The organism is Xanthomonas citri pv. citri (genome assembly GCF_000961215.1).
Lineage (GTDB): Bacteria > Pseudomonadota > Gammaproteobacteria > Xanthomonadales > Xanthomonadaceae > Xanthomonas > Xanthomonas cissicola.
Window position 1 is genome coordinate 1,621,580 of record NZ_CP008998.1, and the last position, 21,671, is coordinate 1,643,250.

The following is a 21,671-nucleotide window of genomic DNA, read 5'->3' on the forward strand; positions in this document are numbered from 1 at the left end:
CGAACAAGGCTTGACAGCGGGGGGCGGGACCCGGGACCGGGGACCCGGAAGGGCGGTCAATCGCGTGCTGGGCCGGCGCTGCACAGGCATCGGAGGACTGCAGGGCCGAGACGAGTGGAATGATGTGTGCCTGGAGCTACTGCGCACGGCACGCGATGTGCGGCTGTTCAGGCTCCGACGCGCAGCCGGACACGCCGATGCCGACCCTGGCGTCTCTTACAGCGGCGCAACCAGTTGCCCGACCTGCAACTGCTCCAGGTCCCGGGTCCCGGGATCCGGTTCCAGGCCTTCACGGCCTTGCAGCGCCAGACGCACCGGCGCAAAACTGCGCCGATGTTGCGGGCATGGCCCGTGGGTTTGCAACGCGGCCAGATGCACCGGCGTGCTGTAGCCCTTGTGCTGATCGAAGCGATATTCCGGGTGGCGCGTGTGCAGTTCGTGCATCAGCCGGTCGCGCGTCACCTTGGCCACGATCGAGGCGGCCATGATGGCGCGGTCCAACGCGTCGCCACCGATCAATGCCTCGGCCGGGCAGGGCAGCCCCTTGGGCACGCGGTTGCCGTCGATGCGCGCGAACCCGGCCACATGCGCCACGCCTTCCACTGCGCGCCGCATGCCGAGCATGGTCGCCTGGTAGATATTGATGCGGTCGATCTCTTCGCTGTCGATCAACACCACCGACCACGCCAGCGCCCGGTCGACGATGCGCGCATACAGCTGCTCGCGCCGCTCGGCCGTGAGCTGCTTGGAATCGTCCAGCCCGTTGATGCGCGGCTTGCCGGGGTCGAACACCACGGCGGCAACGGCCACCGGCCCGGCCAGCGGGCCGCGGCCAGCTTCGTCGACACCGGCGATCAGGCGGGAATCGGGAATGGGGAATGGGGAATCGTGGAAAAGCCCGTCCTGCGTCGCCGGAACGACAACCGCGCCATTGGAGGTAGAGCGCCTCATGCGCCGGCTCCTGCCGATTCCCGATTCTCCATTCCCGATTCGCGCTGCGACAGCAGCCCAGCCACCGCATCCGCTGCCCGCGCCGACGCATCGCGGCGCAACTCTGCGTGCAGGGCCAGGTAGCGCGGCTGCAGGGCGGCGACCTTGTCGGGGTGTTTGAACCAGTCCAGCAGTGCCACGCACAGTCGCTCGGGGGTGCAGTCGTCCTGCATCAGTTCCGGCGCCAAGTCGTCATTGGCCAGGATATTGGGCAGGGCGTAGCGGTTGACCTTGAGCAGGCCCAGCAGCTTGACGATACGGTAGGTGAGCGGAGCGACCTTGTAGCCCACCACCATCGGGCGCTTGACCAGCATCGCTTCCAGCGTGGCGGTGCCGGAGGCCAGCAGTACCACGTCGGCGGCCAGCATGGCGGTGCGCGCCTGGCCGTCGAGCAGATGCGAGCGCATCACCGGCAGCGACGAGCGTGACAGCTGCTCGGCCAGCAGTTGCTTGCAGCCCGGATTGGCGGCCGGTACCAGCACATGCAGATTGGGCAGGTGCTCGGACACCAGCCAGGCCGCCTGGAAAAAGGTGTCGCCGAGCCGGCTGATTTCGCCGTGCCGGCTGCCGGGCAACACTGCCAGGACGGTGCTGGAGGCGGAGAGGCCCAGCGTTGCGCGCGCCGCTGCGCGGTCGGACTGGTAGGCGATATCGTCGGCCATCGGGTGGCCGACAAAGCGGGCGTCCACGCCATGCTTGGCATAGATCGGCGGCTCCATCGGAAACAGGCACAGCACCAGATCGGCGCTGACGCCGATTTTTTCGGCACGCTTCTCGCGCCACGCCCACACCGACGGGCTGACGTAGTGCACGGTCTTGATCCCGCGCTGCTTGAGCCAGCGTTCCACCGGCAGATTGAAATCCGGCGCGTCGATGCCGATGAACACGTCCGGCTTCCACGCCAGCACCCGCTCGCGGAACGCGCTGCGCAGCTTGAGCAGGCGCGGCAAATGCCGCAGCACCTCGGTCAGGCCCATCACCGCCAGCTCGCTGGCATCGAACCAGGTCTGGCAACCGACGCCACGCATCGCATCGCCACCGATGCCCACGAATTCGGCATTCGGATAGCGCAACCGCAATTGCTCGATCAGCCCCGCGCCGAGAATGTCGCCAGAGGCCTCGCCGGCGATCAGCGCGATGCGAGGTGCGCGCTTGCGCGCACCGGGAATCGGGAGTGGGGAATCGGGAATCGGTAGCGCAGTCGTAACGCTGCCGACCGACGCGCCGTTGCGCTGGCCGTCCACGATTCCCGACTCCCGATTCCCAATTCCCTTCATCGCAACAAGGGCCGTTCTGCTGCTTCGATGAACTCGAGCATCCCGCGCACATCGTCGCTGCTCTTGGCCTGTTCGGCCAGCTGCAGCTTGGCATCTGCCAGCGGCAGGCCGGCCACGTACAGCGTGCGGTAGGCGCGCTTGATCGCGGTGATGCGTTCGGCGTCGAAACCGCGGCGCTTGAGCCCTTCGCTATTGATGCCGCGCGGACGTCCCAGCGATTCGCTGCCTACCATGGTGAACGGCGGGACGTCGCCGTTGGTCAGCGCGCCCATGCCCAGGAAGGCGTGCGCGCCGATACGGCAGAACTGATGTGCGCCGGCAAAACCGCTGATGATCACGTAGTCGCCGACGGTGACGTGGCCGGCCAGCGTGGTGTTGTTGGAGAACACGCAGTGGTTGCCCACATGGCAGTCGTGCGCCACGTGCGTATAGGCCAGCATCCAGTTGTCGTTGCCGACCACGGTGATGCCGCCACCGCCGCCGGTGCCGCGATTGATGGTGACGAATTCGCGGATCACGTTGCCGTCGCCGATCACCAATTCGGTCCGTTCGCCGGCGTACTTCTTGTCCTGCGGTTCGCCGCCGATCGCGGCATGGCCGATGAAGCGGTTGTTGCGACCGATCCGGGTCGGGCCGTGGATCGAGCAATGTGGCCCCACCTCGGTGCCCGCCCCGATCTGCACATCGGCGCCGATCAGCGAGAAGGCGCCGACGCGCACGTCGTCCGCCAGCGTTGCCGATGGATCGATGACCGCCGTCGGATGAATCAAAGGTGTTGAATCGCGCATCGTGTCTTACTCCGAAAGCGGGTGATTACCTGGCGCCGGCGCACATCACCTCGGCACTGGCCACCACTTCGCCATCGACCTTGGCTTCGCCGTAGAAGCATCCCACGTTGCGGATCAGGCGCTTCATCTGCACTTCCATGATCAACACGTCGCCCGGCACCACCTGCTTGTTGAAGCGGGCCTTGTCCACCTTGACCATATAGAACAGCTGCGACAAGGCATCGCGGCCCAGGCCGAGCTGGGTCATTACGCCGCCGACCTGCGCCAGCGCCTCGATGATCAGCACGCCAGGCATGACCGGACGGTTCGGAAAATGGCCCTGGAAGAACGGCTCGTTGATGCTGACGTTCTTCTGCGCCACGATCCACTTGGTTTCAAGATCGAGTTCGAGGATGCGGTCGACCAGCAGAAACGGGTAACGGTGCGGGAGCAGCGTCTGGATCTGACTGACGTCGATCGGCAGTTCGTAAACGTGGTGGCTCATTCTTTCTCCTTGCCCACAGCCAGGATGCGCCTAGCGAGCACATCAAGCTGCTTGAAGCGCGCGGCGTTTTTGCGCCACGTGCGATTGTCGGTGAGAGGGGTGCCGGACGAATACTCGCCCGGCTCATGGATGGAATTACGCACGACAGACTTGCCGGTGATCACCACCTTGTCGCAGATCTCCAGGTGGCCGACCACGCCGACATGCCCACCCAGCAGGCAGTAACGGCCGATCTTGGCGCTACCGGCAATGCCGGTGCAGCCGGCAATCGCACTGTGCGCGCCGATCCGGCAGTTGTGCGCGATCTGCACCAGGTTGTCCACGCGCACGTCTTCTTCAAGCACGGTGTCTTCCAGCGCGCCGCGGTCGATGCAGGTGTTGGCGCCGATTTCGCAGTCGTCGCCGATGACCACACCGCCGAGCTGCGGCACCTTGATCCAGTGCCCGGCATCCATGGCCAGGCCGAAGCCATCGGCGCCGATCACCGCACCAGGGTGGATGCGCACGCGCTTGCCCAGCCGCACGCGGGTGACCAGGGTGACGCGGGCAAGCAGCTCGCTGCCGGCGTCCACCACGCAGTCCTCGCCAATGATGCTGCCGGTACCGATCACGCAGCCATCGCCCACGCGACTACGCGCGCCGATGCTGACGAACGGACCGACATGCGCGGTGGCCGAGACCTGGGCGGTCGGGTCGATCACCGCAGAGGCATGGATGCCCGGTTCGCGCACCGGTGCCAGATCGAACAGCGCGGCGATCTTGGCGAACGCGGTATACGGGTCCTTGGCGACCAGCGCGGTGCCTTTGGCGGCCTCGGCATCGTCGGCACGCAGCACCACGACAGCGGCCTGGGTGTCGGCCAGTTGCGGACGATAGCGTGGGTTGGACAGGAAGCTCAGCTGGCCTGCACCTGCATGGGCCAGGGTGGCGACGCCGCTGACTTCGGTGGTGCCGTCACCGACGACGGTCAACCCGAATTGTTCGGCAATCGCACTGGCGGTCAATCGCATCAGGGTAAACCTCGCGTAAACGATAAGTGGCTGGTTTAACAGCTCGAAAACGTCGTCAAGAGTTGGCTAAACAATCGAGCGTATTGCTTGCCGGGCCGCAACGATGCGGCGAACCCAGGAAGAAACATATGAAAACTGTTCTCTCCATTTTCGGTAGCGTGATCCTGCTGGGCGCAGTCACCAGTGCATCGGCCGACGATTTCGCACAGCAGCGCACCAACGCTCTGAGCTTCTGGGACCAGCAGGTGCAGTGCGTGGACGCATCCGATTGGGGCGCCACCGCCACCTGCCTGGGCAATGTCTGGAACGACTACTTCTAACGCTGTTTCCTACCAGGGTGTTCAAACAACAATGGCGGCCCGGGCGTCCGGGCCGCCATTGTTTCGCGTGCCAATCTTAGAACTGGCCGCCGAAGGTGAACTGCAGACGCTCGATCTCGTCGTTGTCTTCCTTCTTCAGCGGGAATGCATAGCTGATCGAAATGGGGCCGACCGGCGCGCGCCACAACAGCGCCACACCGGTGGAGGCGCGCAACTCGTTGGCCTTGAAGTTGTCCACGCCGTTGTACACGTTGCCGAAGTCGACGAATGCCGAAACGCGCGCCGACGGGCTGTCGAACAGCTTGGGGAAATACATTTCCACCGAGCCCACCGTCTTGAACGATCCGCCCAGCGGCTGGCCGCGGGTATAGCCATTGATCGCTTCCGAACGCGGGCCCAGGGTGTTGTCTTCGAAGCCACGGACCGAATTGGTGCCGCCGGCGTAGAAGTTCTCGTAGAACGGCAGGCCGGTGGCGGTGACCGTGCGGGTGCTGCCATCCGGGTTGGTCAGCACGCGGGTGCTGTCCTTCCCGTAACTGTCGCCGTAGCCCAGTTCGAAGCGCGTGTTCAACACCAGCGCCGGAATGATCGGCCAGTAGTTGGAGATCTGGTAGTTGAGCTTGTAGTACTCGACCGTGGAGCCGGGCAGGGTGGTCTCCAGACCCACACGCTGGTACATGCCGCGAGTCGGCATGAAGAAGTCGTTGCGGGTGTCGCGTGCCCAGCCCAGCTCGGTGCGCCAGGCATGGAAGGTGCGCGTGCCGATCGCATTGATGTAGTCGATGATCGCCTGCGGTGTGGTGCCCGCGAAAGTGGTGATCTGGTTGCTGTCGATACCCACCATCGCCGAGACGGTGTCGTTTTCGGTGATCGGCACACCGAACACCACCTGCGCCGAACCGTTCTTGCTGTTGAATTGCGCGGTGTTGAAGTCCGAATAATCCAGTGCACGCCAGGACAGGTTGTAGCCCAGCGACACGCCGTCGTCGGTAAAGAACGGGTTGGTGTAGGAGAACGCGTAGCGCTGCTGATAGCTGCTGCGCGAGGCCTCCACTGCCACGCGGTTACCACCGCCCAGGAAGTTGTTCTGCGACAACTGCACCGAGGTGGTCACACCGAAGCTCTGCGAGTAACCCAGGCCGAACACGAAGCTGCCGGAGGTGGTCTCCTTGACGTTGTAGACCACGTCGACCTGGTCGTTGCTGCCGGGCACCGCGGGCGTTTCCACATCCACGCTTTCGAAGTAGCCCAACCGCTGCAGACGGATCTTGGAACGGTCGATCGCCGCCTGCGAGTACCAGGTGTTCTCGAACTGACGCATTTCGCGGCGCAACACTTCGTCGGAGGTGCGGCTGTTGCCCTTGTAGAGGATGCGGCGCACGGTCACGCGCGGTCCGGGCACCACCTGCAGGTTCACTGCCACGGTGCGGTCCTCGCGATTCGGCGTCGGGATCGGGTTGACCTTGGCGAACGCGTAACCGACGTTGCTCAGCGTGTTGGTGATCGCATCGGAGGTGTACTCCAGCAGCGCACGCGAGAAGATGTCGCCGGCCTTGGGGATCACCAGGCGCTCGATGTCGGCCTGCGGCAGCACGGTGTCGCCGGTGACCTTGATTTCGGAAATCTTGTACTGCTCACCCTCGGTGACGCCGGCGCTGATGAACATATCGCGCTTGTCGGGGCTGATCGAGACCTGGGTGGAGTCGATGCTGAAGTCGACATAGCCGCGGTCCAGGTACCAGGAGTTGAGCTTTTCCAGGTCGCCGGACATCTTTTCCTTGGAGTACTGATCGTCGCGGCGGTACCACGAGGCCCAGTTGTGCTCCTTGGATTCCCAGTTGTCCAGGATGTCCTCGTTGGCGAACTTTTCCGTACCGATCAGGTTGACATGGCGGATCTTGGCCGCCTTGCCTTCCTTGATCGCGATGGCCACGTCGACGCGGTTACGGTCCAGCGGGCTCACCGTCGGGGTGATTTCCACGTTGTACTTGCCGCGGTTGTTGTACTGGCGGGTCAGTTCCTGGGTCACGCGGTCCAGGCTCAGGCGATCGAAGGTGCCGCCCTCGGACAGGCCGATGTCACCCAGGCCCTTGAGCAGTTCCTCGGACTTGATGTCCTTGTTGCCGGTCACGGTGAGCTTGTTGATCGCCGGGCGCTCCTTGACCGTGATCACCAGGATGTTGCCCTGGCGGTCCAGCTGCACGTCCTCGAAGAAGCCGGTGCGGTAGAGCGCCCGGATCGCGTCGGCCACCTTTGCATCGTCCACGGTGTCGCCGCGGTTCACCGGCAGATAGGTGAAGACGGTGCCGGAGGCGATGCGCTGCAGGCCGTCGACGCGAATGTCGCTGGCAACGAACGGCTCGACGGCCAGAGCAACGGCCGGCAGGCTGAGGCCGGCGGCAAGAGCGAGGGCAAGCAGGCGGCGAGTGGGAAGACGCGTCATGTCACATCCGGTTGGAGTCGTATTCGGGTGTTGCTGGATGCCGGCGTATGACGACGACAACAGGCGGAAAGAGTGGAGCAGCTTCATCGTGGAACCAGGCCGAGGATGTCGTTGTAGAACGCCAGTCCCATCAACCCGGCCAGGGCCGCCAGGCCGACGTATTGTCCGGCAATCATGGCCCGTTCGCTGATCGGGCTGCCCTTGATCAACTCGATAAGGTAATACAGCAGATGCCCACCGTCCAAGATCGGGATGGGCATCAGGTTGATGATCGCAAGGCTCAACGACAGCAGCCCGAGAAAATACAGGAACCAGTCGAGCCCGCGTTCGGCCGAGGCATTGGCAGCGCGCGCAATGGTGACCGGGCCGGAGATGTTCTTGACCGAGGCCTGGCCGGTCAGCATGCGCTTCATCATGCCCAGCGAATCGGCGGTCATCCGGCCGGTTTCGCGGATCGCGGCCGGCACGGCGGCGAACAGCCCGTACTGCTGGCGGCTGTCGTATTCCGGAGCCGGAGCGGCGGCCGGACGCACGCCGATCATCCATTGGCCCTGCGGCGACTTGCGCGGGGCGATTTCCAGCGCCAGCCGGTCTTCGCCGCGCGCCACCTCGATCATGCCCGGCCCGCCGTGGGCGCCCAACGCCTGCACCTGCGGAATGATGTCTTCGGCCGAGCGGATCGGCTGGCCGTCGATGGCCACGATGCGGTCGCCCGGCTTGAGCAGGCCATCGGCCACCGAGCCCTTCACCACTTCGGCGATCACCGGTGGCTGCAGCATGAATTGCCAGCCGATGCCGGCCAGGGCGGCCACGCGGCGTTCGTCGAAACCGACCGGCAACTGCGACAGGCGCAAGGTGTGTTCGCTGCTGCTCGCAGTGTCAGAGGCAGTCAGGACGCGGACATCGCGCCTGTCCATTGCCGCAGTGGTGAGCTGCATGCTGGCGTCGCTCCAGCTGCTCACGCTGCGGCCGTCGATGCGTACGATGCGCTCGCCTGGCGTCAGCCCGGCTTCGGCGGCCAGGCCATCGGCGCGGCCGACGGTTGCCGAATAATCCTGCTTGCCTACCACGAACATCGCCCACAGCATCGCCATGCACAGCAATAGATTGGCGATGGGACCCGCCGCGACGATCGCGATGCGCTGCCACACGGTCTTGCGATTGAAGGCCTGGTCCTGCTCGGCCGGATGCACGTCGCCTTCGCGCTCGTCGAGCATTTTGACGTAGCCGCCCAGCGGAATCGCGGCAACCACGAACTCGGTGCCGTGGCGGTCGCGGCGCATCCACAACGGTTTGCCGAAGCCCACCGAAAAGCGCAGCACCTTGACGCCGCAGCGCCGCGCGACCCAGAAATGCCCGAATTCGTGAAAGGTCACCAACACGCCCAGGCTGACGATCATCCACCAGACCGAACCGATGAAATCACCCATGGGTGCAACTCGCGTGCGTGGAACGATCAGGCATGAAGGGCGTGGTGGGCGAGGGCGCGTTCAGTGATTTGCCGGGCTTGCGCATCGGCAAAAAGCAGGGTGTCGAGGGAATCGGCATTGTGCCGCTGGAGCGTTGTCAGCGTGTGTTCGACCAACGCAGGGATCGCTAGGAAACCCACCTGGCCCTGAAGAAACGCTGAAACAGCCACTTCATTGGCCGCGTTCAGGATCGCCGGGGCGGTGCCGCCGGCCCGTAACGCGTCCCAGGCCAGGCGCAGACATGGGAATGCGGCGGTGTCGGGGGCCTCGAAATCCAGCCGGCCCTGGCTGAGCAGATCCAACCCGCCGACGCCGGATTCGACCCGCTCCGGCCACGCCAGGCCGACCGCCAGGGTGGTGCGCATGTCCGGCAGGCCAAGCTGGGCAAGGGTGGAGCCGTCGACGAATTCCACCAGGGAATGCACCAGGCTCTGCGGATGCACCAGCACATCGATCTGCTCGCCCGGCAGTCCAAACAGGTGATGCGCCTCGATGACTTCCAGGCCCTTGTTCATCAGGGTCGCCGAATCCACCGAGATCTTCGGACCCATCGACCACTTGGGATGCGCCACTGCTTGCGCGGGCGTGACCGCCGCCAGCGCCGCGCGGTCGCGGCCACGGAACGGGCCACCGGAGGCAGTCAGGATGACCCGGCGTACGCCGCGGCTGGCGTCGCAAGAGCGCAGGCACTGGAAGATGGCGCTGTGTTCGCTGTCGATCGGGATGATTTCAGCGCCGGCGGCGGCTGCGGTGCGGGTCAGCAGCTCGCCGGCCAGGACCAGGGATTCCTTGTTGGCCAGCAGCAGACGCTTGCCGGCGCGCGCCGCCGCCAGCGTAGACGGCAGCCCGGCCGCACCCACGATCGCGGCCACCACGGTGTCGCACGCATCGCTGCTCGCCAGTGCGTCCAGCGCCTCGGCACCGGCGTGCGCCTGGGTCGCAAGGCCCCGTGCGCGCAGGCCATCGCGCAGCGCCGGGTACAGCGTCGCATCGGCAATCAGCGCATGCGCAGGCCGGTGGGTCGCGCACAGCGCCAGCAGCTCATCGACCTTGCTGCCGGCCGACAGCACGCTGGCACGCAGCCGCTCGGGGTGGCGGGCGATCACGTCCAGCGCCGATGTGCCGATCGAGCCGGTGGCGCCGAACACGGCGACCTGACGGGGAGAGGAGCCAGCCATGCCTAGAATCCGAGAATTTCCTTGCCGAGTGCGAACACCGGCAGGGCAGCGAGCACGCCATCGATGCGGTCCAGTACGCCGCCATGGCCCGGAATCAGCGTGCCCGAGTCCTTGGCGCCGGCGTGGCGCTTGAGCAGGCTTTCGAACAGGTCGCCCAGCACCGATGCCAGCACTGCCAGTGCGGAGACCAGCACCAGCTGCGGCACATGTGCCAGCGTCAGCCCGGCCAGCCAGCCGAACGCGCAGGCAACCGCAATGCCGGCGAGCAGGCCTCCGAGCAACCCTTCGATGGTCTTGTTGGGGCTGACCCGCGGCGCCAGCTTGTGCTTGCCGAACGCGCGGCCAGCGAAATAGGCGCCGGAGTCAGCCGCCCACACCATGGTCAGCGCGGTCAGCAACCACAGGTTGCCCTTGTCCGGGCTGGCATGCAGCAGCACCAGCGCCGCCCACGCCGGCAGCACTGCCAGGGTGCCGGCGGCCAGCTTGAGTGCGCGCGCCTGGCCGTTGCCATGATCGGCACCGAAGGTGAAAAAACGCAGCCACAGCAGCGCCAACAGCCACCACGCCACGCCCACCAGCGACGCAATCTGGAACAGCACCATGGAGCCGGCCGAGGCCCACACCATCAGCACCATCAGCAGCAGATTGAGCATCAGCAGCACGGTGCGCGGCAGGCTGTCGTCGATGCCGGAGAGCTTGAGCCACTCCCACAGACCGGTCAGGAACAGGACCGCCGCCAGCGCTGCCAGCCATTGGGTGGGCAGCAGCACGATCGCGCAAATCGCGAGCGGCGCCATGATCAGCGCGGCAATCACGCGAGTCTTGGTCATGCGGAGGAGCTCTCCGTCGCCTTGTCGGCGATCTGTGCGCTGGTCAGGCCGAAGCGACGTTCACGCCCGGCATAGTCGTCCAGCGCTTGCTGCAGCACGCCGGCATCGAACTCCGGCCACAGGGTTTCGGTGAACCACAGCTCGGTGTAAGCCAGCTGCCACAACAGGAAGTTGCTGATGCGGGTGTCGCCACCGGTGCGGATGAACAGGTCCGGCGCGGGCAGGTCGGCCAGGGCGACCCGGCTGGACAGCAGCGCTTCGTCGATCTGCTCTGGCTGCAGGCGGCCGGCGGCGACGTCTTCGGCCAATGCGCGGGCAGCCGAGGCGATATCCTGGCGGCCGCCGTAACTGGCTGCGATGCTCAGCACCAGCCGCGAGTTCGCTGCGGTGCTGCGCTCGGCGCCGGCCATGCGGTCGCGCAAGGGTGCGGCAAAGCGGCTGCGGTCGCCGATGAAGCGCACCTGCACGCCACGTCGCTGCAGTTCTTCGACCTCGCGGTCGAGCGCATGCAGGAACAGCTTCATCAGCGCGTCGACCTCATCCTGCGGACGGCCCCAGTTTTCACTGGAGAACGCGAACAGGGTCAGCGCCGAGACGCCTTTTTCCAGGCAGAAATCGATCGTGCGATTGACCGCGCGCGCGCCGGCACGGTGACCGATGACGCGTGGACGACGCCGACGCTGCGCCCAACGCCCATTGCCATCCATGATGATGGCGATGTGGCGCGGCACAGCAGCAGAGAGGACTGGATGCATGGCAGGCGACGCCACGATCAGACCGTCATCAATTCCTGTTCCTTGCCTTTGACGACCTCATCCACGTCCTTGATGGCCTTGTCGGTGAGCTTCTGGATATCGTCCTCGGCGCTGCGGGCTTCGTCTTCGGTGACGGCCTTGTCCTTGAGCAGATCCTTGACCTGCTGGTTGGCGTCGCGGCGGATGTTGCGGATGGCCACCTTGCTGTCTTCGCCCTCGCCATGCACGGACTTGCTGAGCTCCTTGCGGCGCTCCTCGGTCAGCGGCGGCAGGTTCAGGCGGATCACGGTGCCGACCACGGTCGGGGTCAGACCCAGATCCGAGGCGTAAATGGCTTTTTCCACGTCCTTGATCATGCCCTTGTCGAACAGGCTGATGACCAGCGAGCGGCCTTCGGACACGCTGATGCTGGCAACCTGATTCAGGGGCGTGTCGGCGCCGTAGGCCTTGACCTTGATGCCGTCCAGCAGCGCCGGCGAGGCACGGCCGGTGCGGATGGTGGTGAGGGAATGGCGCAGAGCATCGATGCTCTTGGTCATGCGCGTCTGCGCGTCTTGTTTGATCTGGGTGAGCATCGCCGGGAATCCGTGTGGAGCTGAATCCGGAGATTATAGCCGGGACTGAGGTTTCACGACTCGCGGGCCGTCAACACCCGCGCAGCGGTTCACTTGCCGCTGGAGGCGCTCGACGGACAGGCATCGACGCAGGCGTCAGCACTGCGCTCAACGATTCCCGATTCCCCAATCCCGATTCCCAGCCTCAGCTGCGGCCCTGCACCAACGTGCCGATCTGCTCGCCATGCAGGATGCGCAGCAGCACGCCCGGTTCGCTCATGCCGAAGATGCGCAGCGGCAGGTCACTGTCGCGCGCCAGTGCGAAGGCGGCGGTATCCATCACTTCCAGGCCCTGCAGGATCACCCGGTCGTAGGTCAGGCTGTCGTAGCGCACCGCATCGGTGTGCTTCTTCGGATCCTTGTCGTACACGCCGTCGACCTTGGTCGCCTTGAGCAGCAGGTCGGCACCGATCTCGATCGCGCGCAGCGCTGCGCCCGAGTCGGTGGTGAAGAACGGGTTGCCGGTGCCGGCGGCGAAGATCGCGATGCGACCCTTTTCCAGGTGACGGATCGCGCGGCGACGGATGAAGTCTTCGCAGACGTCGTTGATCTTGATCGCGCTCATTACGCGCACCTTGGCGCCGAGCTTTTCCAGCGCATCCTGCATCGCCAATGCATTGATCACCGTGGCCAGCATGCCCATGTGATCGCCGGTGACGCGGTCCATGCCGCTGGCAGCCAGGCCGGCGCCGCGGAAGATGTTGCCACCGCCGATCACCAGCGCCACCTGCGCGCCGGCCTGCTGGGCTTCGATCACCTCATGCGCCAGACGATTGATGACTTTGGGGTCGATGCCGTAATCCCCGTCTCCCATCAGCGCCTCCCCGGAAAGTTTGAGAAGAATGCGGCGATAGGAAAGTTCGGACATGGGGAGACCTCGGGGGTGGGGGATCGGCAAACGCCGGCAATTCTAGCGGAAGCCTGTCACCTGGCGTGGTAAAAATTCCTTTGTTGGCAGTGGCGTGACCGGTTGCTCAATGCGCGCGCGGGTTCGGCGGCGTTGGTACGTCGGTCGCATCGTAAGCGGTGACGCGGTTGCGGCCGCGATGCTTGGAGCGATACAGCGTGCTGTCGGCGGCCTGCAACAGATGGTCGATGCTGTCGAACTGGCGCTCGGCACCGCCGTGCGTGGCAAGACCCGCAGAGAAGGTGATATGCAGTGGGCCGCCCTGCAGTTGCGCCATCGGCGTGCGCGCGGTTTCGGCCAGGATGCGTTCGATCACCATCAGCGCCGCATCGGCAGGTGTATTGGGCAGGATCACCAGGAATTCTTCGCCGCCGTAGCGCGCCACCAGGTCGCTGGTGCGCACCATGCGTTGCAGCGTTTGCGCGAAATTGCGCAACACTTCATCGCCGACCAGATGTCCGTGCGCATCGTTGACGCGCTTGAAGTCGTCCAGGTCGATGAAGGCGATCGACAGCGGCCAGCCCTGCCGCGAGGCCAGTTCGAACTCATGCGTCAGCGCGGTACCGAGCTGATGCCGATTGAATACCCCGGTCAACGCATCGCGGCTGGCCTGTTCGGCCAGGTGGCGCATGCGGTTTTCCGATTCGTCGGCATGCCGGCGCGCTTCGGCCACGTCCTGCAATTCGCGCAGGCTACGCAGCATCGCCAGTTCACGCGCCTGCTCGAAGATCATCTGGATGTGCTCGGGCTGCGGCACGCGGATGTCGAACAGGGCTTCCAGTTCCGGTAGCGATTCGGCGATGCGTTCGATCACTTTTTCGAAGCGTTCGGCATCCAGCTCCAGCACGTCCTGGGCCTGCTGCTGCGCATGTTCGGTTGCGGCGACCGCACTGGCCGAGAGCCAGATATCGGCCAGGCGCCCGGATAGCGCCACGCAGGCCATGAACGGTTCCAGGCCTGCCGGCTCTTCTTCGCTCTGCGCAATCGCATTCTGCAGATACGGCGGCAGCTGCCACTGATGCGCCAGCCAGGCGCCGACTTCGGCATGCGTGGCGCCCAGCTGTTCGCGTTCGGCATCCAGCAGCGCGGTGTTGTCGGCGGCCTGTTCCAGCAGCGGCCCGTATAGATCCGGCGCACCTTGCAGCAGGGCCAACTTGCCGATGTCCTGCAGCAGGCCGGCCAGCATCAATTCTTCGGGCTTGCGGATGCCGTAGGCCTGGCCGAGGATGCGACTGGCCAGCGCGCATAGGCCGGCGCGTCGCCAGATGCGCTCATGCAAGGGGTGGGCGATGAAGGTGCTGCGAACGCCGTGCACCATCGAAAAGCCCAGTGCCAGGCTCAAGGTCGCGTTGAGGCCGAGCATGGTCAGTGCCTGGCCGAGATTGTCGATGCGGCGGCGACTGGCGTAGAGCGGGGAATTGGCCACCCGCAGCATGCGTGCGCTCAATGCCATGTCCATGCCGATGACCTTGGCCGTGGTGGTCATGTCCACGTCCGGATCCTGCGCAAGTTCGATGATGCGCAGCGCAACGCCAGGCGGCGAGGGCAGGTTGCGGCAGTAGTGCAGGGCGGCCTGGAGATCTGGTTGCATGAGTCATTGCCAACAGTGGCCACAAGCATACAGCTGCGGTCGTTGAGTGGGGCGCGCCATGCTCCGCCATCGCCGCGCCACAAGACATGCGTGATGGAACGCGAAAAGCCTGGTCGGCATCTTGGGGTAACGGCAATGCCGATGACATCTGTAGAGTTGAGGCCGCTTTGCCGCTGTGCCGGATGCGTTCGCTTCAGGTTCGCGCCGGTGTGCGGATGCGCGATCGACAGGCAAAAAAAAGCCGCGGCATGCCGCGGCTTTCCTTCGAGCGGGGAAGATCAGGCCAGGCCGGCCTGCTTCATCACTTCGGCGGCGTAGTCTTCCACCACCTTCTCGATGCCTTCGCCAACGGCCAGGCGCTGGAAGCCGATCACTTCGGCGCCGGCGGCCTTGACTGCCTGCTCGACGGTCTGGTCGGTGTTGAGCACATACGGCTGGCCGTACAGCGTTACTTCGTTGACGATCTTGCTGATCTTGCCGCTGATGATCTTTTCCAGGATCTCGGCCGGCTTGGCCTTGTCCTTTTCGGACATCTTGGCCAGTTCGATTTCCTTTTCCTTGGCAACGAATTCGGCCGGAACGTCGGACGCCTTGACGTGCGGCGGGTTCATCGCCGCGATGTGCATGGCGATGCCGCGCGCCAGCTCGATGTCGCCACCCTTCAGTTCGACCAGCACGCCGATACGGCCGCCGTGCACATAGGCCGCGACGTTGTTGGCGCTGTCGATACGGACCAGGCGACGCACCTGCAGGTTTTCGCCGACCTTGGCGATCACCGCAGCGCGACGCTCTTCGATGGTCTCGCCGCTGTCGAGCTTGACGCTCTTGAGCGCTTCGGCATCGGCAGCGTCCGAGTTCAGTGCGGCATTGGCCACAACCTCGGTGAAGGCCAGGAAGTTCTCGTCCTTGGCGACGAAGTCGGTCTCGGAGTTGACTTCGACCAGCACGGCCTTGCCGCCGGCCTGGGCGGTGGCGATGCGGCCTTCGGCGGCAACGCGGTCGGCCTTCTTGTCGGCCTTGGCCAGGCCCGACTTGCGCAGCCACTCGGCCGCGGCGTCGATGTCGCCTGCGTTTTCGACGAGTGCCTTCTTGCACTCCATCATGCCGGCGCCGGTGCGCTCGCGCAGTTCCTTGACCAGGGAAGCAGTGATTTCCATGGAATTACCTCATATGGACGAATGCGTGCGGCGGAAGTGATTCCGCCAGTAGGAGACGGTGCGGCATGCCGCTGCCCCCGTAGATGTATGCAGTAGCCTCAACGACGGAGCGCGAGGGCGCCGTCGGGACTGCGGCCGCACAGCATGGTGCGGCCGCATTGCACGCCGATTACTCGGCGGCGTCAGCCTTCTTGTCGCCCTTCTTGGCCGGAGCGCGACGGCCCTTGCCTTCGTCGGCGGCGTCGGCCGAGAACTCTTCTTCGCGCACCGACGCCGAGTTCGGCGCAGCAGCCTTGCCTTCCAGCACGGCATCGGCAGCGGCGCGTGCGTACAGCTGCACGGCGCGGATGGCGTCGTCGTTGCCCGGGATGGCGTAGTCGACCAGGGCCGGATCGTAGTTGGTGTCGACCACGGCGATCACCGGAATGCCGAGCTTCTTGGCTTCCTTGATGGCGATGTCTTCATGGCCGATATCGATCACGAAGATCGCGTCGGGCAGACGGTTCATTTCCTTGATGCCGCCGAGCGAGGCGTCCAGCTTCTCGCGCTCGCGACGCAGGCCCAGCACTTCATGCTTGACCAGCTTGTCGAAGGTGCCGTCGGTCTCTGCCGCTTCCAGCTCCTTCAGGCGGGCAACCGACTGCTTGACGGTACGGAAGTTGGTCAGCGTGCCGCCCAGCCAGCGCTGGGTCATGAACGGCATGTTGCAACGCTCGGCTTCTTCCTTGATGGACTCGCGCGCGCTGCGCTTGGTGCCCAGGAACAGCACGGTGCCGCGCTTCTGCGCAACCGAGGAGAGGAAGTTCATCGCGTCGTTGAAGAGCGGAACGGTCTTCTCGAGGTTGATGATGTGGATCTTGCCGCGCGCGCCGAAGATGTACGGCGCCATCTTGGGGTTCCAGTAGCGGGTCTGGTGGCCGAAATGGACGCCGGCTTCCAGCATCTGACGCATGGTGACTTGGGGCATTGCAGTAACTCCGTAAGAGCGGAATCGCCGTGCGCGGCCCTGACTTTTTGAAGAGTCCGCACATGGATGTGCGGGTTCTTGCGAGAGGTTCGCAGTAAACGCACGTAATTCCGGGGTTGGGCTTCCCTGTTGCCTCCGCGACGAACCCCTTGTGAGGGCACCCCGGCGCGGATGGCGGCAGCAGGTGTGAATTCGTCGGTGACGTCCGACGTGGACGACGCAATGCGCAAGAGACGCAAAACAGCCGGCGGAGTATAGCCGGCGAGTCAACGTGATGCAATTGGCGGGAATCGGGAATCGGGAATCGGGAATCGGGAATCGCAGAGCCTGGTGCGCTTGGGCGTTCACGAGCCCGCGATCAGCTAGCGCAATCCGCTTGACCCATTCCCAATTCTCAATTCCCCACTCCCGGCTCCAAGGCCAGCGTGCTTTCGATATCGCTGTTGATACGCGCCACGAAGCGGCCGCTGCCTGCGGGCAGGTTGGCGGGCAGGGTCCATTGGCGGGTCTGGCCGGGGAGGACGTAGCCGGCCAGGTCGTTGCGGATGTTGCGGCGGGTACCGCCGGCATCGATATAGGCCAGGTCGGCCAGGCGCGCATGGCTGGGGCCGGAATTGTAGATGCGCAACGCGCGCTGGCTGCCGTGCCCGGCCAGGCTGGCATGCAGCGCCGGTTGCGCTGCGCGGGCCTGGCTGGGCTGTGCAAACACGGGGGTAGAATAACGCAGCAGGTCGGTCTCGTTGCCGATCGCGTGCTGGGTCACGACGAGCCGGTAGCTGTCTTCGGCCTGCGTGGGGCTGGGGCCGAGGCGGATCACGCGCAGCAGTTGCCGGCCCTGCGATGGTATTTCGAAATGCGCCGGGCTGACGGTGGCGCCGGTGGCCGGCTCGAGGAGTTCGCGCTCACCGTCCTGGCGCCAGCGGTAGAGCTTGGCGTCGGCACGCCATGGCTGGGCGGCCTGGTTGTAAAGCCAGACCGTTACCTGATCGCTGTCGGCCGGGATATGCGCGGTGGTCGGCGCGATGGCGATCTCGGCAGCACTGGCGGCGCCGCTTCCTGCCATACCGCCCAGGACCAGGGCCAACAGATCGCGAAGGTAACGGGCAGTGGCCATGCTCAGAACGCGATGGTGGTGATGCGCGCGCTGCCTGCGGGCATCGGCCCGGCAAGTGCGCTGGCGTCCTGGCCGGTGCTGGTGACAGCGGGTGCCTCATTGCTGCTGGGCGGCTCGGCGATCGCCATCGGCGTGCCCCTGGAGCAACTGGCGCGCGGCGGCGCGGTACGCAGTTCGCAACCGCTGAGCAGGCGCAGGCCGATGTGCAGGGTGGAGTTCTCCGGCCCCCGCGCAGTGGCCGCGTTCGCCACGGTAGAGGTCGCGACGCCAGTCAGAGCAACCAGGGTCAGTCGCTTCAGGAGGGTGACCTGCGTCATGGAGGCAATCGTTTACATTGGAGACGTAAGAAATAGCGACGCCCCCGATACGAACTTTATTAACTGTCAGTAAGTGATGGAGACGGTCACCGTGTCTGTGTAGGCGCCGGCAATCGGCAGTTGTGGGGCCGGCGCGCGTCCATACACCGTGACGGTCTGGGTGGTGCCATTGCCGGTACCGGACAGCGTGTCCACCCCGATGACGGTGCCCCACCGATTGCTGCGCCCGGTATTGCTGTAGAGCTCGTAGTCGATGTAATTGGCGCTGCTGGCGTGACGCATGCGCCGCACGCTGCCGCTGGCATTGCTGCCATTGTCCAGCCCGATATTCCAGGCGGTGCGGTTGGTGCAGGCCAGGCTGATGGTGGAGGAGCGATCGATGGCGGTGTCGATGCTGCCGGCGATGCTGCCGAAGTCCAGATCGGTGGTGACGTAGGCATTGCAGCGAGCCGGCACAGTGGCCGAGGCGGTGAACGGGAAGGCGTTGCTGGCAGTCTTGGAGCCGGTGCCGCCAGCGGTGCAACTGCTCGGCAGCGAGGGCATCCCGGTGATGCTTTCGTTGTAGGAGTAGCGCAGCACGGTGTCGGCGCCGCCAAAGCTGCTGGTGTGGTTGCCGACCGAAAGGATCTGGTTGGCCGGAATCCGCCCATACACGGTGATGGTGGTGGTCTGCGAGCCGCCGGTGATCACCGGGACGGTGTAGGACAGTGTCAATGTCCGCGGCGAGGGAGCGGCCGACCCGGTGGCGCCCCAGATCTGCGTGCGTGTTGCCTCGCTGTAGATCTGGAAATCCAGGCTGTCGCTGGTGGAGTTGAGCATGCGGCGCGGGGCATACACGCCGCTGCTGGCACTGCCGGGGCCAAGGTCCAGGCAGAGGCTGACTTGTGCATAGCCCAGCACGCTGAGCGCGGCCGTCGCGCAGGAGACATTGAGTGTTGCCACTGCATCGGTGGTGCCGTTGGCCGCCACGTTGCCGAATGCCAACGGCGTGCCGAGGGTGACGGTGCAGGTGGTGTCCGCGTGCGCCCGCTCGCTGGGCCAAAGCCACAACATCGCGATCGTCAGCGCGAGCATCAGGCGCCAACACGTGGACATGCTCATGGCGTGGTCTGCTCAGGGATGCACTGCAGCGGGCCCACTCGCGGGATGCCGCCCGGGTCGGCTGGATACGCGAACTGCGCAACGCAACGGCCCTGGGGCAGGTCCACCATGAGGCGGTTGTCGCGTTGCAGGTTGTCCAGATAGGTTTCGCCGTCGTAGCCGACCACCACGCGGTCGGTGCTGCCGTCGCGCTGCACCATGCTGCCGACGGGCAACGGCGCGCCGTGCGCATCGTGCAGCACGATGATGGCGGCGCGCACGCGGGTGATGCCGAAGCGCACCGCCACACCGGATTGCTGGCGCGGTGTCACCGTGGTGTCGACCCGGTCCACGCGCAGGTCCGCCGGCAGGCTCAAGGTGTCGATGGAGAGCTGGTTGCGCTGCCAGGATTGCAGTGGCGTGACCAGCAGGGTGCCGCGCGCGTCGGTGACCCCGATCAAGCGGTTTTCCAGCCGCACCGGAATGCCGGGCTGGCCGTCGGTGGTGACCACCGCGAACGCGTCCTGGATATCGCGCGCGGCGAAGGTGCGGCCGTTCATCCACACCAGGCTGCCGCTGGCGCTGGCATAGCCGAAGCTGTCGCCGTCCTGGGTTGCTGCGCCGAGGTTGTAACGGCCGACCCGGTTCAACCAGCCCAGTTCGGCCAGCCCGCCGCTGGCATCGTCGCCGGCACGTCCTTGCAGGCGCCAGCCGATGCCGCCCAGATCGCCATCGCCAGGCAGCGGCTGGCTGACATCGGCCACCACGCCGGTGCGGTCGCCGTTGCGCTGCATCGATGCGCTGGCCTGACGCACTTCGCCGAAGGTGGTCGACAGCGACAGGTACAGGCTGCGATCGCTGGGGACATCCAGATTCTGATTGCCCGATAAATTGGCCGCCCAGTTGCGCCCGAAGCTGCGCGACCAGAACACGCTCGCATAGCGCGAGGTATCGCCCTGCGGATAGCTCAGCCGCACATAGCTGGTGCCGAGCGAACCGATCGGGTCGACGTTGACGCCGAGTGCTGCGCGGTCGCTGACGCGCGCTGGCAGGGCGCCTTGCAACGCGCCCAGGTCGCGGTAATCGCCATGGGTGCGCTGGCTGCCCAGATTGACGTTGAAACGCCGGTTGTTCCAGGCGTAGCCCAGCACGTACTGGCCGCCACGCAACGCGTCCATCCGGCCGTGCGCGTAGGCGGCGTTGAATACACCGCCCACGCCAAGCAACCACACGCCGCCCGCGCCTGCATTGATCACGCCACCGCCAGTTTCGGCATGCGCTTCGATCGTGAAGTCGTCGCGCAGGCCTTCGCGAAAGGTGGCGCTGGCCACACGACGTTGGTCATAGGAAAACGAGCGCACGCCGTAGTCGCGGCGCAGATGGCCGATGCCGGCCGACCATTCGGAAATGCCGCGCGCCAGCAACTGCGGTGTGCCATAGAACGCAAAATCCAGCCGACGCACGCGGCCGAACGCATCGGTCACCACGATCTGCGCCTGGCCCGTGCCGCTGATGCCCGGTTGCGCGGCCAGCTGAAACGGGCCGGCCGGCACCTGGCCGCTGTACTGGCGCATGCCGTCCACATACAGCTCAACGGTGGAAGGCACCGCCGCTTCGCCGAGAAAGCTCGGCGTGGGCGTCAGTACCCGATATGGTTGCAAGGCGTAATTGCGGCCGATCTGCACGCCGCCCAGGCGGATCGAGCGGCTCCAGTCGACAAAGCCGCTATAGAAATCGCCCACGCTCAGGCTGGTGGCGCTATCCGGGAAATCCATCTGCCAGGCACTATCCAGGCGCACCGCTTCGCTGCGCCAGCGTTTGTCCTGTGGACGGTCGTAGGCCAGAAAGACCGCAGTGGTATCGACCATGCCGCGCCCGATGCCGAAGGCGCGCACTTCGGTGGCCAGCGACGCGCTGCTGACGCCGGCGTTGCGGGTGGCATACAGGTCGTAATTGAGCAGCATGCCTGGCGATGCGCTGGCACTGGGCGGAGCCACTTCTTCGGCTTTCAGCACCGTGGTGGACAACGACAGCTGCGCCAGCGGCGCCTGCAGCGCGAGCCGCTGCAGCGCGGCGTCGTAGCGCACTTCCACGTCGGGCAGGCGGTCCAGATCGACCAATTCGCCAGGGACGCGGTCGGCCAGGATGAAGCCGAGTTTGCGCAGGGTTTCCACCGAGCCGCGCAGCCGCCCGTCGACCAGTTCGAACGGCGCCAAGCCGCGGTCGGCCTGGTTCAAGGTCACGTCCAGATAGAGTGTTTGCGGCTGTGGCGTGGCGCTGGGCGGCGGCGGATCGGGAAGCGACGCCACATCGGCCAGATCGCCGGCTGCGGCGCTGCCCAGGCAGCTGGCGGTCGCAAGCAGCGTCATCGCCAGTCGCG

20 protein-coding genes are annotated in these 21,671 nt (G+C 65.4%); 1 reads left to right on the plus strand and 19 read right to left on the minus strand.

What is annotated here, in order from left to right; genetic code table 11:
• Positions 1–216: 216 nt before the first annotated feature.
• Genes AMD14_RS07675 through lpxD form a run of 5 tightly spaced genes read right to left on the minus strand, consistent with a single transcriptional unit; the run spans position 217 to position 4,549 of the window.
• Positions 217–951 carry a ribonuclease HII gene (locus tag AMD14_RS07675; protein WP_011050896.1) on the minus strand — a complete coding sequence of 245 codons (735 nt, stop codon included), beginning with the start codon at positions 949–951 and terminating at the stop codon, positions 217–219.
• On the minus strand, positions 948–2,234 hold the full coding sequence (gene lpxB, locus AMD14_RS07680) for a lipid-A-disaccharide synthase (RefSeq protein WP_011050897.1): 1,287 nt from the start codon (positions 2,232–2,234) through the stop codon (positions 948–950). Before lpxB ends, AMD14_RS07675 begins: the two co-directional genes overlap by 4 nt.
• A gap of 29 nt (positions 2,235–2,263) precedes the next feature.
• On the minus strand, positions 2,264–3,055 hold the full coding sequence (gene lpxA, locus AMD14_RS07685) for an acyl-ACP--UDP-N-acetylglucosamine O-acyltransferase (RefSeq protein WP_003485381.1): 792 nt from the start codon (positions 3,053–3,055) through the stop codon (positions 2,264–2,266).
• Between the two features lie 25 nt (positions 3,056–3,080).
• Positions 3,081–3,539 (minus strand): 3-hydroxyacyl-ACP dehydratase FabZ, encoded by a 459-nt coding sequence (gene fabZ / locus AMD14_RS07690; protein WP_003485378.1) that lies wholly within the window; start codon positions 3,537–3,539, stop codon positions 3,081–3,083.
• Entirely contained in the window at positions 3,536–4,549 is a 1,014-nt protein-coding gene (gene lpxD, locus AMD14_RS07695; RefSeq protein ID WP_005911713.1) for a UDP-3-O-(3-hydroxymyristoyl)glucosamine N-acyltransferase, read from the minus strand. Before lpxD ends, fabZ begins: the two co-directional genes overlap by 4 nt.
• A 128-nt stretch (positions 4,550–4,677) precedes the next feature.
• On the opposite strand from lpxD, the gene AMD14_RS07700 reads away from it, so the two are divergent.
• Positions 4,678–4,869 carry a hypothetical protein gene (locus AMD14_RS07700; RefSeq protein WP_011050898.1) on the plus strand — a complete coding sequence of 64 codons (192 nt, stop codon included), beginning with the start codon at positions 4,678–4,680 and terminating at the stop codon, positions 4,867–4,869.
• 76 nt (positions 4,870–4,945) lie between these two features.
• Here AMD14_RS07700 and bamA read toward each other — a convergent pair whose 3' ends face one another.
• The 14 genes from bamA to AMD14_RS07770 all read right to left on the minus strand — a co-directional run bounded on the left by bamA (position 4,946) and on the right by AMD14_RS07770 (position 21,660).
• On the minus strand, positions 4,946–7,312 hold the full coding sequence (bamA, locus tag AMD14_RS07705) for an outer membrane protein assembly factor BamA (protein ID WP_003485373.1): 2,367 nt from the start codon (positions 7,310–7,312) through the stop codon (positions 4,946–4,948).
• Positions 7,313–7,395: 83 nt separating this feature from the next.
• Positions 7,396–8,742 carry an RIP metalloprotease RseP gene (gene rseP, locus AMD14_RS07710; RefSeq protein ID WP_011050899.1) on the minus strand — a complete coding sequence of 449 codons (1,347 nt, stop codon included), beginning with the start codon at positions 8,740–8,742 and terminating at the stop codon, positions 7,396–7,398.
• A gap of 26 nt (positions 8,743–8,768) precedes the next feature.
• Positions 8,769–9,959: a 1-deoxy-D-xylulose-5-phosphate reductoisomerase gene (locus AMD14_RS07715; protein WP_005911720.1), complete on the minus strand. Its 1,191-nt coding sequence runs from the start codon at positions 9,957–9,959 to the stop codon at positions 8,769–8,771.
• Between the two features lie 2 nt (positions 9,960–9,961).
• Entirely contained in the window at positions 9,962–10,789 is an 828-nt protein-coding gene (locus tag AMD14_RS07720; RefSeq protein WP_003485370.1) for a phosphatidate cytidylyltransferase, read from the minus strand.
• Positions 10,786–11,544, minus strand: coding sequence for a polyprenyl diphosphate synthase (uppS, locus tag AMD14_RS07725; RefSeq protein ID WP_040107740.1), 759 nt, complete (start codon positions 11,542–11,544; stop codon positions 10,786–10,788). Before uppS ends, AMD14_RS07720 begins: the two co-directional genes overlap by 4 nt.
• Before the next feature lie 17 nt (positions 11,545–11,561).
• Positions 11,562–12,119: a ribosome recycling factor gene (gene frr / locus AMD14_RS07730; RefSeq protein ID WP_005921623.1), complete on the minus strand. Its 558-nt coding sequence runs from the start codon at positions 12,117–12,119 to the stop codon at positions 11,562–11,564.
• A gap of 184 nt (positions 12,120–12,303) precedes the next feature.
• Positions 12,304–13,026, minus strand: coding sequence for a UMP kinase (gene pyrH / locus AMD14_RS07735; RefSeq protein ID WP_011050901.1), 723 nt, complete (start codon positions 13,024–13,026; stop codon positions 12,304–12,306).
• Between the two features lie 106 nt (positions 13,027–13,132).
• Entirely contained in the window at positions 13,133–14,656 is a 1,524-nt protein-coding gene (locus AMD14_RS07740; protein WP_005924972.1) for a sensor domain-containing diguanylate cyclase, read from the minus strand.
• Positions 14,657–14,934: 278 nt separating this feature from the next.
• Entirely contained in the window at positions 14,935–15,813 is an 879-nt protein-coding gene (tsf, locus tag AMD14_RS07745) for a translation elongation factor Ts (protein ID WP_003485364.1), read from the minus strand.
• A gap of 169 nt (positions 15,814–15,982) precedes the next feature.
• Positions 15,983–16,780 (minus strand): 30S ribosomal protein S2, encoded by a 798-nt coding sequence (gene rpsB, locus AMD14_RS07750; protein ID WP_005911732.1) that lies wholly within the window; start codon positions 16,778–16,780, stop codon positions 15,983–15,985.
• 394 nt (positions 16,781–17,174) lie between these two features.
• Positions 17,175–17,894 carry a fimbrial biogenesis chaperone gene (locus AMD14_RS07755; RefSeq protein ID WP_011050902.1) on the minus strand — a complete coding sequence of 240 codons (720 nt, stop codon included), beginning with the start codon at positions 17,892–17,894 and terminating at the stop codon, positions 17,175–17,177.
• A 2-nt stretch (positions 17,895–17,896) separates the two neighbouring features.
• Positions 17,897–18,211 (minus strand): hypothetical protein, encoded by a 315-nt coding sequence (locus AMD14_RS07760; RefSeq protein WP_015472353.1) that lies wholly within the window; start codon positions 18,209–18,211, stop codon positions 17,897–17,899.
• Between the two features lie 66 nt (positions 18,212–18,277).
• Entirely contained in the window at positions 18,278–19,312 is a 1,035-nt protein-coding gene (locus AMD14_RS07765) for a Csu type fimbrial protein (protein ID WP_015462997.1), read from the minus strand.
• The gene (locus AMD14_RS07770; protein WP_011050904.1) at positions 19,309–21,660 is read right to left on the minus strand and encodes a fimbria/pilus outer membrane usher protein; all 2,352 of its coding nucleotides are present in this window, start codon (positions 21,658–21,660) and stop codon (positions 19,309–19,311) included. Before AMD14_RS07770 ends, AMD14_RS07765 begins: the two co-directional genes overlap by 4 nt.
• Positions 21,661–21,671: the final 11 nt, after the last annotated feature.